12 protein-coding genes are annotated in these 17547 nt (G+C 47.4%); 11 read left to right on the top strand and 1 reads right to left on the bottom strand.

Annotated elements, in window-relative coordinates; genetic code table 11:
- Positions 1-278: 278 nt before the first annotated feature.
- The 11 genes from GX019_04210 to rnz all read left to right on the top strand — a co-directional run bounded on the left by GX019_04210 (position 279) and on the right by rnz (position 16799).
- On the top strand, positions 279-3380 hold the full coding sequence (locus GX019_04210) for a hypothetical protein (GenBank protein HHT36363.1): 3102 nt from the start codon (positions 279-281) through the stop codon (positions 3378-3380).
- 34 nt (positions 3381-3414) lie between these two features.
- Entirely contained in the window at positions 3415-4944 is a 1530-nt protein-coding gene (locus GX019_04205; GenBank protein ID HHT36362.1) for a hypothetical protein, read from the top strand.
- The gene (locus GX019_04200) at positions 4938-6491 is read left to right on the top strand and encodes a hypothetical protein (protein ID HHT36361.1); all 1554 of its coding nucleotides are present in this window, start codon (positions 4938-4940) and stop codon (positions 6489-6491) included. Before GX019_04205 ends, GX019_04200 begins: the two co-directional genes overlap by 7 nt.
- Before the next feature lie 756 nt (positions 6492-7247).
- Complete coding sequence (locus GX019_04195) at positions 7248-9173, top strand: ABC-F family ATP-binding cassette domain-containing protein (protein HHT36360.1); 1926 nt, start codon at positions 7248-7250, stop codon at positions 9171-9173.
- The gene (locus tag GX019_04190) at positions 9157-9384 is read left to right on the top strand and encodes a DUF1858 domain-containing protein (protein ID HHT36359.1); all 228 of its coding nucleotides are present in this window, start codon (positions 9157-9159) and stop codon (positions 9382-9384) included. The genes GX019_04195 and GX019_04190 overlap by 17 nt, the downstream gene beginning before the upstream one ends.
- 5 nt (positions 9385-9389) lie before the next feature.
- Positions 9390-9698 carry an NGG1p interacting factor NIF3 gene (locus GX019_04185; GenBank protein HHT36358.1) on the top strand — a complete coding sequence of 103 codons (309 nt, stop codon included), beginning with the start codon at positions 9390-9392 and terminating at the stop codon, positions 9696-9698.
- Between the two features lie 655 nt (positions 9699-10353).
- Positions 10354-13026: a hypothetical protein gene (locus GX019_04180; GenBank protein ID HHT36357.1), complete on the top strand. Its 2673-nt coding sequence runs from the start codon at positions 10354-10356 to the stop codon at positions 13024-13026.
- A 127-nt stretch (positions 13027-13153) separates the two neighbouring features.
- Positions 13154-13831: a DUF3298 and DUF4163 domain-containing protein gene (locus GX019_04175; protein ID HHT36356.1), complete on the top strand. Its 678-nt coding sequence runs from the start codon at positions 13154-13156 to the stop codon at positions 13829-13831.
- Between the two features lie 31 nt (positions 13832-13862).
- Positions 13863-14195 carry a hypothetical protein gene (locus GX019_04170; protein HHT36355.1) on the top strand — a complete coding sequence of 111 codons (333 nt, stop codon included), beginning with the start codon at positions 13863-13865 and terminating at the stop codon, positions 14193-14195.
- 22 nt (positions 14196-14217) lie between these two features.
- Positions 14218-15852, top strand: coding sequence for a hypothetical protein (locus tag GX019_04165; GenBank protein ID HHT36354.1), 1635 nt, complete (start codon positions 14218-14220; stop codon positions 15850-15852).
- Positions 15853-15866: 14 nt separating this feature from the next.
- Positions 15867-16799: a ribonuclease Z gene (gene rnz / locus GX019_04160; GenBank protein HHT36353.1), complete on the top strand. Its 933-nt coding sequence runs from the start codon at positions 15867-15869 to the stop codon at positions 16797-16799.
- Between the two features lie 17 nt (positions 16800-16816).
- Here the strand turns inward: rnz and GX019_04155 are convergent, their stop codons facing one another.
- The gene (locus GX019_04155; protein ID HHT36352.1) at positions 16817-17500 is read right to left on the bottom strand and encodes a fructose-6-phosphate aldolase; all 684 of its coding nucleotides are present in this window, start codon (positions 17498-17500) and stop codon (positions 16817-16819) included.
- Between the last annotated feature and the right edge of the window lie 47 nt (positions 17501-17547).

Genomic DNA, 17547 nt, shown 5'->3' with positions numbered 1-17547 from the left:
GGCAGAGCAGCGCAGCCGGCTTTCAAATGAAAGTAACATATATTAACATTCACTGCTAAATGTGAAAATCCTGCTAATTATTTACAAAAAGCACGAAACTCCTCTTTTGGCAGACAAACAAAACTTACCGAGCAGATATATATTTACTAAAACATCAGGGTGGATAGATGTAAAATTTTAGTAATGGTGTTTACAGGCAGTTAAGAAGGAACAGGGTAAAAATTCCAGAATATATAACTTGACAGGAGGCTTAACTAACAGCCGCAGGAGGGAATGACGTGTTATATAAAAAGAGCAAAGCAGTGCGTTTAGATGAGTCGCTGTTTTTAAATCCTACCAGTGAATATCGGGGAACTCCTTTTTGGGCTTGGAATACCAAACTGGATCGGGATACCCTGCTGGAACAGATCGAAATCTTCAAAGAGATGGGATTTGGCGGGTTTCACATGCATGTGAGAACCGGTTTAGAGACTCCCTATCTCAGTGACGAGTTTATGGAATATATTAAGCTCTGCAGCGAAAAGGCGATTGAAGAAGAGATGCTGTGCTGGCTGTATGATGAGGATCGCTACCCATCAGGGGCAGCGGGTGGCTTGGTAACCAAGAATCTGCGCTACCGAGCGAGGCACCTGCTGTTATCAAAAAAGGACTATCCTGATTTTGAACCTAACAAAGAGCAGTTTGATCGGCGCATCGAGGCGGGAGAAAAGCCGATAGGTTATTATCTGGCTTCATACTGTATCGTCCTTACTAACGGCTATCTTGGCTCCTATCGGCGGATTAAACGCTGTGAGCAGGTGGATGTCGGAGATGTCTGGCATGCGTATGTGCGCCTCTCTCCCGAAGACCCCTGGTACAATGATCAGACTTATGTTGATGTGTTAAACAAAGAAGCGATTGAGGAGTTTATCAGAGTTACCCATGAGCGTTACTATGAAGTGCTCGGCAGTGAATTCGGCAAATCTGTTCCGGCAATCTTTACCGATGAGCCCCAAATTTCCCGCAAGTCAGTGCTGAGGTTTGCTGAAGCAGAAAGAGATGCCACCATGTCGTTTACGGATGATCTGCCGGACACCTATTACACCGCTTACGGAGTGGATCTATTGGATGTGCTGCCAGAGCTGTTTTGGGAACTGCCGGATGGAAAGATTTCTCAAGCCCGCTACCGCTATCATGACCATTTAACAGAGCGGTTTGCCGCAGCTTTTTCCGATACATTGGGCAAGTGGTGCGAAGAGCGCAATCTTGCTTTAACCGGACACTTTATGTCGGAGGCAACGCTTTACTCTCAGGTTTTAGCACTTGGGGAGGCAATGCGGAACTACCGCAGTTTCCAACTTCCCGGTGTGGACATTCTCTGCGATGCGAAGGAATTTTCCACTGTAAAGCAGGCTGCCAGCGCTGCCCATCAATACGGGCGGGAAGGAGTCCTGAGTGAGCTTTATGGTGTTACCCATTGGTACCATGATTTTAAAGGCCATAAACTGCAGGGAGATTGGCAGGCGGCATTGGGGGTAACTGTCCGGGTGCCTCATCTGTCCTTAATGTCGATGGCTGGTGAGGCTAAACGGGACTGGCCAGCTTCCATTCACTATCAGTCGCCGTGGTACAGGGAGTATCCGTTTGTGGAAAACCACTTTGCCCGCTTAAATACTGCTTTAACTAGAGGAAAACCGGATATCAGCATTGGGGTGATCCATCCGGTTGAATCAATGTGGATTGCCTGGGGTCCAAATGACCAGACCGGTGAACTGCGGGATCAATTGGATAAGAACTACCAAAACCTCATTTCATGGCTGCTCTATGGACTGCTGGATTTTGACTTTATTTCCGAATCACTGCTGCCTGACTTATGTCCCCAAGCTGCCAATCCTCTCCAGGTAGGCGAGATGCAGTACAGCACGGTCATTGTGCCGGACTGCCGTACCATAAGATCGACCACTCTAGCCAGACTGGAAGCATTTCGCAGAGCCGGTGGACGGGTCATTTTCATGGGCAGTGTGCCTGAACTTGTCGATGCCCTTCCGTCCCAGCGAGCGCACGAACTAGCCGCAGCTTGTGAGACAATTCCTTTTGATCGATATGCCCTGCTTTCAGCTTTGGATTCTGAGCGGAAGGTAGAAGTGCGGGTGAGAAACGGCAAACTCGCGGATAATCTTTTTCACCAGATCCGGGAAGATAACGGCTGTAAATGGTTGTTTTTGTGCCATGTGAACCGCAAGCGCAATTTGGTTGATCGGCCTGAGCGCTACCACATCAGGATCAAGGGACATTATAATCCGAAGATCTACGATACTATTACTGGACAAATTTACTCCTGTCCGGCAGAAATTGAGGGAGAACACACGGTCATAATTCGAGACTTATATGCGGAAGATAGTCTGCTGCTGCAGCTGGAGCCCGGTGCGCCGCAGCTGGGGTTAGAGATGTCTTCTGCTCCTAGTTTTAAACCACTGATGAAACTGACCGATCCGGTTCAATATAAGCTTGCCGAACCCAATGTGCTGCTTTTGGATCGGGCGGAATACGCCTTTGATGACGGCGAGTTTCAACCGGTAGAAGAGATCCTCCGGATTGACAATAAGTTTCGCAAACAGCTTGGCTACCCGCTGCGGATGGATCGCCTCAGACAGCCTTGGACGCTTGCAGAAGGAGAATCCTGCGATCATCTCTTAAGGCTGCGCTATACAATTAACTCGCAAATTCCGGTATCCGGTGCGAAGCTGGCGATGGAAGATCCGGAAAACGCGCAAATTTACCTAAACGGCCAGCCGGTTGATGTCAAGGTTGATGGTTTCTTTACCGACAAGGCCATCAAGACATTCGCAATCCCAGACCTGCATGCCGGCAGCAATGAGCTTTTGATTGAAATACCCTTTGGCCGCAGAACTAATGTTGAGTGGTGCTATCTATTAGGTGATTTTGGCGTTCGGGTTAGGGGCGCACACGCGGAAATTGAAGAATTACCTCAGCAGCTCGCTTTTGGTGATTGGGTGCCCCAGGGACTGCCGTTCTACGCAGGCAATGTTACATACTGCTGCGAGCTAGTTCTGGAAGAAAAGATTGATAAGGCGGTGCTGGAGCTTCCCCATTTCTCAGCGCCAGTGATCGCTGTAAACTTAAACGGCGAGCGGAAAGGGCTGATCGCCTACGCGCCCCATCGGCTGGAGTTAGGTACGCTCTCTAAAGGCAGGCATCAGCTGGAGATAGTTGTTTACGGCAACCGCTATAACTCCTTTGGCACTCTTCACAATGCCAATGATGAGTTCAGATGGTATGGGCCCGACTCATACCGAACATCAGGCAGTCAGTGGACAGATACGTATCTACTCTGGAAAATGGGAGTGCTGAGCCATCCGATTATCGGCAGATACGAGTGATGATGGTCAGGATGCAGAAGGGAGGCGGTCGGATATGGCACCTTACGATCTGTTGGGAAACAGATGGGTTGTAGGCAGAATACCGGAGCAGGTTTTTGCTGATATCGATTTTGAGGCGCTGCTCCATAAGTTTTTTACTGAGAAACAAGTCAGCAATATTCTGGCTGTTCTCAGCCGACCTTTATCGGCTGAGGGAATCATGAAGCGTCAGGAGCTGTTTCTGGAGCTGGAAAAAGAAGAGGTGAGAGCTTATTTCTCTTCTTTAAAGCGGATAGTGCAGGACTTGGAGTACAGGTACGATGCCTATCACCAGCAGTCAAATCCGGTTTATCAAGCGGCTGCCTCCTTAGCACTGGCCGAGACATACTGCGAATTTGTCGATCAGATCTGCGATCGAGTTATCTACTCTAGTGCCAAAGCCGCGGTTCTCAAAGAGTTTATCGAAACTTACCTTAAGCTGCAGGGGTCAGTTGAGTTTGTGGCTGTGAAAAACAGTGTTAAAAAACTTCGATCTGGTTTGCAGGCCATTGGTTCTGTGCGAATAAATATCAGAACCCCGGACGGTGTGCCCCTGTCAGCTGCTCTTTATCAAGGTGAGGATAACCATCTAGCTTTTGAATTGGAGCAGATTGCAGCGAAGTTCGGAATTGAACGGAGAACTAGGCGCAACCACAGCGAGGGCCGCTTGAGTGGGGAATTCATCCTTGGTTTAGCTAAGCTTCATCCCGAGCTGTTTGCGGAGCTGGAATCTTTTCACAATCAGTACGGAGCGGTTATCACACCGAAAATTTTTGCTTACAGCAGCCAGATCGCTTTTTACCGTGATTTACATTCATTTTTTTCGGTACTTCGCCGACAGCAGATTCCGCTATTTATGCCAAAAATTGCTGAGCACAAGCAGGTTTCGCTCACTGATGCATATGACTTGAGCCTGCTTCTGAAAATGCAGTCCGGAATTATTCCTAATGATATTTCTTTTAGTGAAGCAAAGGGTTTTTACCTAGTTACCGGTGCCAACAGCGGCGGGAAAACCGCTTATCTGCGGACTGTGGCAATTTGCCAAATCCTCTTTTCTGCCGGTGCATATGTTCCTGCGGTAGATGGAGAGATGTACCCATTTCAGCAGTTGTTTACCCAGTTTCCCGCGGATGAAAGTGGTGTCCGGGGTGGTCGGCTGAAAGATGAACAGGATCAGATTACAGCGATCCTTAACGCAGTAAACGAAGATACGCTGGTGCTCCTCAATGAAACTTTTTCCAGCACCAGTGAAGAGATCGCAGTTGACTTGTGTGTTGAACTGATATCTAAGCTGTGCGCAGCCGGCGCTTACGGGCTGCTGATTACCCACCATCACCGGATTTATGATAGGATAAAACCTCTGCAGGTTAACTCAAAGATCGGCCGACTGACGGCTGTAGTTTTGGATGATGCGGCCAATACCCGTACTTTTAAAATCGTCGCGGAAGAAACAGCCGCCCAATCCTATGCCCAGAGTATTTTGGAAAAGTACGGCCTTACCCGCTCACAGCTCGTGAAACGGCTGAGGGAGGTGGTTGAGTGCTGAGTCTGCTGTATCAGGAACCGGAAACCGGACCTAAGGTTAACTGTCTGAAAGACCTTAATCTGGATCAAATCGTTACTACCCTCTGCCTCAGTAAAGAGGTCTGTGATTATGTTCTCAGCGTCCTGGAACAGCCGCTGCAGAACCCAGATAACCTTATTTACCGTCAAGATATCTGCCAAGATTTTTACACCAACCCGGACTTGTTTCGGGAACTGACCGAAATCTGCAGGAATTATACTCTTGTTAAACCTGAGTGGGATCGGCTCATGGCAGGAATGCGGAGTAAAGGCAGCCGCATGCAGGCCGAATCCAACAATCTTGATTTCATTCGGGACACAATAGCTGCTTTAGAAACTAACGCATTATACTGCGGTAAAATTGCCGCATTTCCAGAAGAACTGCTTGAAGTTTTAAACAAATATCCTATCAAGTCGAAAGGCCTTATTAAGATTAAAGGGTTCTGCGAAACAAGACTAAATGATCAGGAGTATATCCGCTTAAGAGAGCTGGCGCAGGAGTTTTCTGAAGTCGCTCCCATGATTGACAAGGGCTGCGAAATCAGTGTGGATATCAGTGAGAATCTGTATGGAGCGGCGTCTCACTTAATCAAACTGAAACTCCATCAAGATGAGAATGAGAAGCGGCAGTCACTGTTCCGAACGCTTTTTGGCCGCAGTGAAGAACAGCCCGAATCAGAAGCTGGTGTCCAGATCACGATTGACAAAACCATCCGGGTAGAGCTGGTAACATTGATAAATGAAGCTATGAAGGAAATAAGTGGCCTGTTTGTAATTATCGCCCGCAAGATTTATTCTGATTTTGTCAATCTTGCCGATGAGCTGTGGTTGTACCGGTTTGCTTTAAGATTAAAACGGGTGTACGATCGGTTAGGGGTACCCTACTGTTTTCCTAAGATTATGCCCGCAGATGAGGATGTCTTTGAATGCTTTGAACTTTACGATCTCTTTCTGCTGGTTAGAGATTATACCGGTAAATTTGCCGTTAGGAATGTTGTTCCAAACGACATCCACTTATCCGGCGATCGAATTGGTCTGCTGGTGCAGGGAGACAACAGCAGCGGTAAAACTACATTTCTGCGGGCAATCGGTACCGCTCAACTTCTTGCTCAAGCCGGACTTCCCACAGCCAGCAGAACAGCGATAACCAGTATCCGCCGCAAGATCCTTGCCCAGTTTTCCGGTGAAGACAGCCTTGCTGTCGGCGACTCGGCAGGAAGGTTTGAAACTGAGGTTATGGAGGTTGCGGAGATTATCAGGCAGCTGGAGCCTTATTCTTTGGTTCTATTTAACGAAACTTTTCAGACCACAGCCTTTGCCGAAGCAGCTCCCGCAGTTTATGATATCCTTGATGTAATCTCAACCGCAAAGGTGAAGTGGATCTTTGTAACACATCTGCTGGAGCTTTATGAGCGGTTTTCGGCCTCGGATAATAACGTGCTGTTTCTGAAAACAAGTTCAGATCCGGAAACACGCTATAAACTAGTACCAATGCAGTTAACCAGCAGTGCTCGAAACAAAGTCGAATAGAGGAGTGCAAGCAGGATCTGGCACTTATTCGGGAAAAACGCAGTGTTCGCCGAAAACCGCGGGATCCCGAAGAACTTCGGCTTTTAATTCAGCATGCTCTTTTGAGAAAAGAAAAGGCACTGGCATCGAAAGAATACGAAAGGCTAGGTCCTCGGAGGTGGCGGCTCAATGCAATCCAGAGCACAGATCTTGAGTAGACTAGAGCAGGAGAAAGATGTTCATAGAAGACGTCTACTGCTTGTAGGATATTTATGTGAAGTTCTTGCACCGGATAACATTAGACCGATCCTTGTAGGGTGGAAATGCAGTTGAGTGCTGACTTGATGCAGGTGGAGTGATTATTAATACTTTCTTAATTAGATTGTGTTTATGTTACAACTGTGGTATAATCCATTTTGTAAAACTCATTACACGCAGTGCAGGAGGACATACCATGTTTGTGTATGATTCGAATGTTACTGCTGGTGGCCTCGGCCTGAGCTCTAGATAAGAACTAACAATCCATCAGAGAAATCGGCTTTGTCTAGAGCTTAACCCAGCAGCCGATACATTTTAAGCAGAAGCCAGAAGGATTTGTTGTACCTATGAAATTGGCTTTTCACAGGTTTCTTTGGTGTGCTAAAAATGTATCAGGATCTGCCTTTAATAATCTAGCTATCTCTATTTTTGTAATAGGGCTGTAGACAGTCGGTTTGTCTGCAGCTTTTTTTATTGCATGACACTAATTGAGAGCTAGCAGGTAGGAGGCCTTTTATCATGAGTTTATTGATTATTGATCGTGTTTCCAAATCATTTCGGAATAAAATAGTGTTGGACAATGTCAGTTTGCGGATTGAAAAAGGTGAGCGGGTAGCCCTTATTGGTCCTAATGGGGCAGGCAAATCCACGCTTTTGAAAATAGCCATGGGGTTAGAAACTGCTGACAGCGGCAGTGTGACAACTGCCCGGAGTACAAAGATTGGCTATCTTTCCCAGGATCTGCAGGATATAGCAGGAGCTGGATCGGAAGGAAAAACTTCAGCTTATTATGAGCAGGTGTCCCGCTTAGAGCAGGAGCTAAGAAAGCTTGAACAGCAGATGGCGGTTGTCCAGGCGGATGAAGAAGCTTACCAAAGACTGCTGAATCGCTATGCCAGACTTCAAGCGCAGTACGAAGCAGTCGACGGTTATAACATCGAGACGAATATCAAGAAGCACTTGTATCATCTCGGCTTAAAAATGGAAGCCCTTAACACTCCTCTTAATAAACTCAGCGGTGGAGAGCGGATGCGGGTGGCGGTGGCGCAAATACTGCTGGGGTCACCGGATCTGCTGCTGTTAGATGAACCCACTAATCATTTGGATATTCGAGCTATAGAGTGGTTTGAGCAGTTCTTACGCAAATTTCAAGGAGGTGTGCTGCTGGTTTCCCATGACAGGTACTTCCTCGATCGGGTGGCGACGCGAACTGCGGAGCTGGATAACGGAAAAATCACTGCGCGCAGTGGCAACTACAGCAGCTACCTCAAGCATAAAGAGCAGCTCCAGGAATATTTGTTTAATCAGCAGAAAACTCTGCGCTGGACAGTAAAAAATATGAACCGAACTATTCAGGGTTTAAAAAGTAGGGGAAAGATTAAAGCTGCTAAGAGTAGAGAAAAGCAGGTAAAGAGGCTCAAAACAGAGCTTGGTGAAAGCCTGCAGAAACTGAGAACCCAGGAGCATCTTGCCACTAGGAGCGGTCCGAAACTAACGTTTAAACAGGTTAGGCATGTGAGCAAAAAGATTGCGTGGGCCGAGAATCTGAGGAAATCATTTGGCGATGTGGTGCTTTTTGCGGATGCTGGCTTTCAAATCAGGGGCGGCGAAAGGGTAGGCATCGTCGGTGCTAATGGATCAGGCAAAACAACCTTGATCAATATGCTGATCGGTAAAGATCAGGACTATTCTGGAACACTGGTTTTGGGACAGTGGGTCAAGTACTCGTATATGGGTCAAGAAATACTGTTTGATGACGAAAGGCAGACCATTCTCGAGCTGATCTTAAGCCAAAGAAAACTCTCCGAGCCGGATGCTAGAGATCATCTTGCCCGCTTCCAGTTTTACGGCGAAGACGTGGATAAGCGGATTGAGGTCTTAAGTGGAGGAGAGCGGGCTCGCCTTTATCTTGCCTGCGTAATGCTGGAAGATCGGGATTGTTTGATTCTCGACGAACCGACCAACCATTTGGATATGGAAGCGCGGGAGGCGGTGGAGCAGGCGCTGCAGGCGTTTCAAGGCACGATAATTGCGGTTACGCACGATCGCCAGTTCTTAACCAACTGCTGTACCAAGATTTTAGAAATCGACGCTGGCACTATCACCACCTATGACGGTAACTACGAAGTCTATCGCAATTTAAAAGCAGCCGCCGATATGGAGCAGGAATTGGAGAAGATCGATAGTAAAGCAAAGCAGCAGCGAGTTCGGAGAAGCCATCCATCTGTTCCAGCTCAATCAGCCGATCCCCAAGCACTGGAAAGAAAAATTGCTGAGCTGGAGGAGAAGGCAGCTGAAATGGAAAAATCTTTCAATGCTGAAACCAGTGTGGAAGAATACGAAGAGTATGGTCAGCTGCTGCAGAAGATTGACACTCTTTACAGTGAGTGGGGAACTCTTGTAAGTTCCAACGGACAGGAGGATTGCCATGGTCAAGATTATTGACTTCTCGAAAAGTGTTTATGAACTCAGTCGGGAGCATCCAGAAGTTGTAGAGATCATGAAGGAACTTGGTTTTGACAGCATTGCCAATCCAGCTATGCTGAAAACCGCTGGCCGCGTCATGACCATACCTAAAGGCGCAGCCATGAAGCGGATCCCGCTGGAGGAAATTAAAACGGTGTTTCGGGAAAAAGGTTATGAGATAAAGGAGTAGATAGGATGTATCAATTAGCCTTTTATGTTCCTGTAGAGAATGTAGAGGAGGTTAAGGCAGCCCTATTTGCCAAAGGCGCGGGCAGATATGAAAACTACGACTGCTGCTGCTGGCAGGTGCTGGGCGAGGGGCAGTTTCGGCCCCTGCAGGGAGCTGATCCCCACATCGGGAAGGTTGGCCAAGTTGAGAAAGTACCGGAATATAAAGTGGAGATGATCTGCACCGCTGACATCATCGAAGAAGTGATCGCGGAACTAATCAAGGTCCATCCATACGAAGAACCGGCTTATACTGTGATCAAACTTGATCGATAAGTCCCATAAACGCAACTATGCCAATAGCGCCAGCGCTATTGGCATAGTTGGACCTTAAGGAAGCTTTATGAGAAACGAAGCATGACTAAAATAAACAACCCAAACAAGACTGCGGCTAAAAATCTAACTTTGTTGGACAATTTAACTGGAAACAACATTACTATCACTCTCCTAACTACTTCTAACTACTTGACCCTAATTTTGGAAACAAAAAAACGCATGCCCGACTATTACGTTAGTCAACATACGCTTGGTGGACTCCTACGAGGTTAGCTGACGGGTTAGGGCACCCAAGTTGCCCCTCCTGCTGGCAGGATTCACCCCAAAAAGTTGGTTCCCCCGCTAGACTTAAGCAATTAGGAGTTTTATATTTACTTCATGTACAATAATATAATTACCTTGAAGCAAAGTCAACTGGATAAAACTGGCAAAAAATCAACTTAACTTGATAACGCTGCCGAATGCGGAATCCAGCGCCGTTTTTTTGCTGTTTTTAATAAAAAGGCTCATTTTTTTTGCTTTAAGCTTCATTTGGATTGCCATTCATATCTTATCACAAAACTCACTGCGGGTAAAGATCTCCTGCTATCTGAAAGGACTCGCATGTAAAGCTTAGAATACCAATAGTAAGAGATATTTACCTGGAGGGATGGAATTGAAGCAACACTTATCAGCAGCAGTGTTCATGAGTATTTTGCTCTTGGTGTCAGCTGTTTTGGTCCAAGCAGCGTCGGACGATGTTAATGATTTAATAAAGCAGCTCCTGGACCAGAATTTTGCAGTCAGCAGCGCGGCAGCGAACAGCTTGGCGCAAATAGGCGAGTCTGCAGTTCAGCCTTTAGGAGAACGCTTTAGACGGGAAGGGAATCTTTTGAACCGCTTGAAGATCGTTAATCTCCTCGGCCGCATTGAATCTGCGCAGACACTGGACTATCTGATTGAGGCCTTATCTGATTCGGAAACAGTGGTCAGGGATGCGGCGATTCGCGCTTTGACGGTTCATGATGGTGCTGTTGAGCGGATTCAGACTCTTCTGTTTACCAAGCACTACCGCAGTAGAGCATCGGCGTATGAAGCGCTGCGGCAGTTAGGTGTGGGAGTTTCGGATCTAGCCCAATACTTATCAGAACAGCTGGTTAACAGCACGGATCAACTCCACCGCCAGATTGCCTTGTGGATGCTTAAGGAGATGGGACCCGACGCTGCCGACAGCACCACTGTCCTGGTTGAGCTGCTTCGTGACAGCAGTGAGGATCCCCTTATCCGTCATACGATTTTAGAAACTCTCCATCATGTCGATCCGGAAGCGGTACCTCTGGAATACTGGGCGATGGCTTTATCTTCTTATACTATCAAGCATTTTGAGCGGGTCTTTTGGCTGGCTAATGACTACCTGATCAAAGCTGGCGCAGACGCTGTTCCGGTCCTGCTTCCGCTGGTAGAGTCGGCTGATCCGGAAGTGCGCACTTTTGCACTTACTGCCCTTGGCCGCGCCGCAGGCCATGAACCAAAAGTTCAGGAAGTGCTGAGCCGCAGTCTTGATGATCCGGATTGGTATGTGGCCCAGGCAGCCGCTTTTGCTTTGGGAGAGCCACCTCCAGCTGAACCCCGCTTAGATTTTAGTCAGCCCGTATCAATAAGTGAATCCACCACCGCTGTTATCATTGATAATGGCATTGTTAAGCTCGTGATTAATAAAAACACCGGGGTTGTTTCCAGTCTCACTGGTTTTGGCGCTGAGCTGCTCGGATCTGGAGGCCGAATTTATTACGATACCATTACTACACCCGGCGGTACCTGGTGGCCGAGTCCGGAGCGCTTTGAAATAGTTCGCAGCGATGAAGATATCGTCCACACTGCGTTTATAAAAAAAGCATCATCTCAGCAGCCCCTTGATGTAACACTCAATTATATACTTAAACGAGGCGACAGTGGATTTTACTTTTATGTAACCTATGGACATTACGGGGATTATCCGGTTGAGTTTGGACAGGCCCGCCATGTGGTTCGCTTCGATGCCAATAAACTTCGCTATATGGCAGTTGCTGATACCAAGATGGGCAGAATGCCAACCGATGAACTTGTGGCTGCTGGCGAAGAAGTCCAGGATGCCACTATCCGCTTGGGAGATGGCAGCGTTTACACTAAATATAACTGGCAGGTATTTGAAGGCGAGCATGAACTCCACGGCATCATGGGTGACTCGCTTGGGCTGTGGATGATATCTGCTGGCAAAGAATACTACAATGGAGGGCCATTTAAGCAGAACAGAACCGTTCACTATGACAATGTGCTGCTTCAGATTATGCAGTCTGGCCATTTTGGTGCCGGAGGACAGCTGCTGCCGGCAGGGAGTGGATGGGAGAAAATCTACGGACCATATTTTATCTATATCAATCGCGGCGAAAATCTAGCCGAGATGTGGATCGACGCTAAGACCAGAGCTTATTCGGAGCGGCAGCAGTGGCCTTATCAATGGGTTGACGAAGAGCTGTATCCCCTTGAGCGGGCTGAGGTATCAGGACGATTAGTCCTTGCTGATGGCAGCGGTGCAGCAGATGCTTGGGTTATCCTTGGCGGCAGCTCACCCCACTGGCAGCACCAGGGTACCGGTTACCTATTTTATACAAAAGCTGATGGTGAAGGTTATTTTACAATTCCCCATGTGCGAATCGGAGAATACACGTTATGGGCATATGCTCCCGGAGTAGTTGGTGAGTTCCGCTTGGATAGAGTGCAAGTGCCGAGTCCGCTTGCAGTTGATTTAGGTGAGATAGTTTGGACTACACCAGTAAATGGAGATTTGTTGTGGCGGATCGGTATCCCTGACCGAAGCGGCGCTGAGTTCTTTATTCCCGGCGGCGACTACCGCCACTGGGGCTTGTGGCTGGATTATGCCCGCTATTTTCCTGATGGAGTGGTCTACGAGATTGGAAAAAGCGATTTCACACGGGATTGGAACTATGTTCAGCCAATTACCATTCTAAGCGAATCACTGGAGAGAGCGGCAGAACCTTGGGAGATTGTCTTTGCCATGGAAGATGTTCCTGAAGGGAAGGGATGCTTAACGATCGGAATAGCCGCATCAACAGAGAACAACCTCCTGGTTGAGCTGAATGGAGAGACCCTTGGGCTGATTTCCAGGCCGAATGATAATGCAATCTACCGCAGTTCTATCCGGGGGATTTACAGCGAGCACCGCTTTGAGTTTGACTCAGAACTGCTGCGGGCAGGTGAAAATAGAATTACGCTGTCTGTTACTGGTAACAGGGCACTGCATCGGGGAATTATCTATGACTTTGTACAGCTTGAGTTTGCCCGCAAATAAACAAGCGGCTAGAATATGTTTTGGAAACTGGAATTGATAATTGACGGTAATTTGTAAAAGGGCAGGAAGAAATCGCTCAAACCTTGAATGGTTTCAAATAGAAATAATAGAATAGGAGCGTGCTGTCGTGATTAAACGCTGTGCCTTGGTGATATGTCTGTTGTGCTTGCTTGCTATAAGCTCTGTCTCGGCTGAAGTAACCAGTATTGGTGCTGAGATTATCACAGCCGACTTCGAGGACGTCTCGATTAATCTATCCATACCCCGAGTAAACGGACTGAGCGATTGGCTGTATGAAGAGTATCTCAACACTTCTTGGCGTTTGGAGCACCTTCAGTTTGCCAAGTACATTAAGGAGATGGCTGTTGAAGGTAGAGCAGCGTGGGAAGAGTCCGGGCGGGTTTTTCCATTTTTCCCCTATCAATGTATTACGGAGTTTGAGATGAAATACAACCAGGATCAGCTGCTCTCATTAATTTGGCTTTTTTATCAGTATACCGGCGGAGCCCACGGCGGCACAGTGCAGAAGTCCATCAACCTGGACTTAAACGCGAACAAACCGCTGAAACTTGAAGACGTGGTTCTCCATGAAAATGCTCTGGAGATAATTCTCGCTGAAATCAATCGGCAGATTGCGGAAAATCCGGAGTGGTATTTTCAGGATCAGCTGCCAGTAGCTTTTATTAATGAGGAGGATTTTTACATAACCGATGCCGGACTGGTGATATTTTATCAGCAGTACGATATCGCTCCTTATGCAACGGGTATCTGCGAATTTGTAATTCCGTGGCATTTGTTTGACTGAGGTTTTTGGTCAAGAGTAAGGCGGTGAGGTTATGCGCGAGTATTATATCAATCCCAAGGATGCGGTTGTAGATCAGCCGCTCTTGATCTTAACGCCTAGACGCTGGCTGTTTAGGCGGCTGGGTAGAGTTTTGGCGATCTTGTTTATCGCAGCCTTTTTCTCGTTTAACGTGTTTGTTTATGTCAGTATTCCGCTGTACTTGATGTCAGCTTACTTTTTATACGAACTATCATCGGTGTGGCGCGCTCACCGCTACTCTACCTTTATGCTTTATCTAATCGCAAGTGTTATGGTTCTGGTCTTCCTTGCGCTGGGTAAGCCGCTCCGTCTTGGCTTTTACTATCTGGTGGATGTGATTTTATAAAATCTATTATGGAGGTATTTAGATGGATACCTTTAGTTTGCTGTATCCCCGAGGATATACCAAGCAGCAGGGGAATTCCCCAACAGATCTGTCTTTTTATCATAAGCTGGGTGTGGATCGTTTGATCAGAATTCCGGTGAAGGGGACCATGCCGTGGGTGGATGAGCATAAACAGTTTGCTGATCTGTTAACCACTGATGCAGATGTAATCCAGTACCGTCTCGATGTAGTAGAAGATTTGATTAATAATCCCAAGCTGTGCGAGGCTTTGGAACAAGTTCTGCCCAAGATTGAAACAATTGCGCAGCTTAGGGCCGATAAAAGCAGGACATCGGATGTAACCTCAAGTTTGTACAGTATCTCCGAAATCGAATTATATACAGATTGTGTGGATTTATTGTATAATGCGGTTGAAGCAGCTGCGGTGCAATCCGATGGGCTTAAGAGTTTGTCAGCAATTATTAAAGAAGTGTATAACAGCGAAGAATACCAGCAATTAAAGAGCAACTCCCGGGCACTGATGGAACAAACTAGAAGTATCAGGAGTGTGACTATCGGTGTTAATTTGGATGCTCAGCTTAATGCGGTGGAAGCCGGTGTGGTGGCGGTTAATTCCGAGTTTTTCCGCTCTGGAGACATTGTTGACCGAATCCTGCGGCTGGATCGCACCGATGATGGTTTCCGCTGTCTCACACCGCTTGTTCCTTACGGCCACAACCGGGCTGACCAGCGCTCAACTGCCTTTAATTCAGCTATCAATAATGCGATTGATATTATCTTTCGCTCTGCTGTCAGAACTTGGCGTCCGCTAATCAGAAGGTATCTCGCTCAAAATACTGATTATCTTGTCAATTTAGCAAGAGAGATCCGCCTGCTGCTGGGTGCGGTGGAGTTTGCCCAAAGAATGCGGAACTTGGGAATGCCGGTGTGCAAACCTGAAGTATGTCCCCGGGAGGATAAAGAGTTTAACGTTAGAGCTATTTATAATCCCCATATTGCAGTCAGTTTGGGTAAAGAAAACGCGCGGCAAATGGTATTTAATAATTTTAGCTTCGATGAGGACGGCATGATTTATATCCTTACCGGAGCCAACCAGGGCGGAAAAACGGCCGTTACGTATGCAGTGGGGATCGTCCAAGCCCTGTTTCAGCTGGGATTTTATGTACCGGCGCGTGCGGCGAAACTGAGCCCTGTTGATAATCTTTTGATTCATTTCCCATCAACCGGTGCTGCTGTTGGTAAGGGGCGGCTGGGCGAGGAGTGCGATAATCTCCGCCAGATTCTGGCTGTGATTTCCGAATACAGCATGGTGCTGATGGATGAAGCGATCTCAAGTACCAGCGCAGTTGAGGCAGGATACATAGCTGGGGAAGTGCTGCAAGGCTTGGCCCTAATTGGCGCCAGGGGTATCTTTGCCACTCATCTTCATGATTTAGCTATGCGAGTAGATGAGCTCAATGCCCATGGGAATCTAAAATCAAAGATCGACACTCTAGTTGCGGAAGTTGATTCAGAGTCTGCCGAGCGGACTTTTAAGATCAGCCGCATTAAACCTGATGGCTTGAGCTATGCCCGCAGCATCGCAGAGCAGTACGGGATAACATTAGAGCAGATTTTAGAAAATAGAAGACGCAGCATTCGCCAATTGGAAAGTTAGAAAGGGTTGATGTTTTGAACCTATATTTTCTCGGTACCGGAGCAGGTAGGCCTGCTCTCCACCGCAATACTGCCGGGATAATTCTGCGGCCTAATGAGCAGAGTCAAGAGCTGTGGCTGTTTGACTGCGGCGAAGGAACTCAGCATCAGATACTCCGCTCGCCGTATAATCTGCGGACGATTACTAATATTTTCATAACCCATCTGCACGGAGATCACATTTTTGGGCTTCCGGGTCTGATCAGCAGCCGCTCGTTTACAGCCCAAGAACAGCCTCTTGCGGTTTTTGGGCCGAAAGGCCTGCGGGAGTTTATCATGACTGCGCTGCGCTTAAGCGGTTCAAATCTTACCTATCCGTTAGAGATTTATGAGATCAAGGATGGCTCGGAACTGGAGATCGGGGTATATACTATTAAAGTGGGCAAAGTTGAGCATGTGCTGCCATCGTATGGATACCGGATCGAGGAACCGGACCGACCGGGCAGGCTGCTGGTGGAAAAACTTAAAGCTCTGAATATTCCCTCCGGTCCAATTTACGGCAGATTAAAAAACGGCGAAACCGTTATCCTGCCGAACGGTGAGATTCTTGAGGGTCGGGATTTTATCGGACCGCCTCAGCCGGGGAGAAAACTGGTAATTATCGGCGACAGCCGCTACTGCCAGGCGGCAGTGGATTTGGCAGCGGGTGCAGATGTATTGGTTCATGAAGCAACCTTTGCTGCCGATTCCGGCGAAAAAGCTTATGCTTATTTTCATGCTACTACTGCTCAAGCAGCGGAAGTTGCTAAGCGGGCTGAAGTTGGCCAGTTAATCCTTACCCATGTCAGTTCCCGCTACCGAAGAGAATCTGAGCAGCTGCAGGGGGAAGCAAAGAGAATTTTTCCCAACACCCTGATTGCTTCTGACCATTTTAGCGTTCCGATATATAAAAAACCTCTCGATGCTTAGCATGAGAGGTTTTTGAATTACTCTGCAGATTCTTCGCCAATTAAAAGCTCATCGTAATATGGAACTCCGTCGTGGTAAAAATCCCAAACAGCTCGTTCGGTTAACGGGTGATACAGCAGAGCTTCAAACAGTTCCGGAGCAATAGTTGCCGAATGGGAACCGAGGAGACTTACTCTGTGAACTTGTTCAACGTTCTTAAAGCTAGCTGCCAGTACCTTGGTAGGATATCCATATGCATTGATAAACTTCATGATGTCAGCAACTACCCCAATACCATCTGATGAGATGTTGTCAAGGCGGTTAACGTATGGAGCAACAAAATCTGCTCCCGCTTTGGCGGCAATCAGTGCCTGCTGTTGAGTGAAGATAGCTGTTGCTGTGACTCTAATACCGATGTTCTTCAGCATCTGCATTGCTTTAATTCCTTGGGGAGTTACTGGTACCTTTGCATAAAAATTGCCTTTGACCAGATCCCTATACTCCAAAGCTTCGGCAACGATGTCTTCTGCCTTGTTGCTGATCGGCTGCACATGCAGCATTGCATCTTCGCCGATCACACTGCGGATTTCCAGCAGTTGAGCGCGGAGCGGCTTCTGTTCAGCAGCAATGATCGATGGATTGGTAGTTACCCCATCAATGGGATACAGATCGTAAAGCCGTTCGATTTCTTTTACATTTGCCGTGTCCAACATATAAATCACGACGCAAACCTCCTTTGGCATGCCTGTGAACAGTATCACACAATTTG

Source organism: Bacillota bacterium (assembly GCA_012837335.1).
Taxonomy (GTDB): Bacteria; Bacillota; Limnochordia; order Darwinibacteriales; family DTU012; genus DTU012.
This window is presented reverse-complemented; position numbering and strand designations above follow the sequence as displayed.

Coding starts and splice junctions, on each gene's coding strand:
- GX019_04185 (HHT36358.1), top strand. CDS start 9,390: ATGTATCAATTAGCCTTTTATGTTCCTGTAGAGAATGTAGAGGAGGTT.
- GX019_04205 (HHT36362.1), top strand. CDS start 3,415: ATGGCACCTTACGATCTGTTGGGAAACAGATGGGTTGTAGGCAGAATA.
- GX019_04170 (HHT36355.1), top strand. CDS start 13,863: ATGCGCGAGTATTATATCAATCCCAAGGATGCGGTTGTAGATCAGCCG.
- GX019_04165 (HHT36354.1), top strand. CDS start 14,218: ATGGATACCTTTAGTTTGCTGTATCCCCGAGGATATACCAAGCAGCAG.
- GX019_04190 (HHT36359.1), top strand. CDS start 9,157: ATGGTCAAGATTATTGACTTCTCGAAAAGTGTTTATGAACTCAGTCGG.
- GX019_04195 (HHT36360.1), top strand. CDS start 7,248: ATGAGTTTATTGATTATTGATCGTGTTTCCAAATCATTTCGGAATAAA.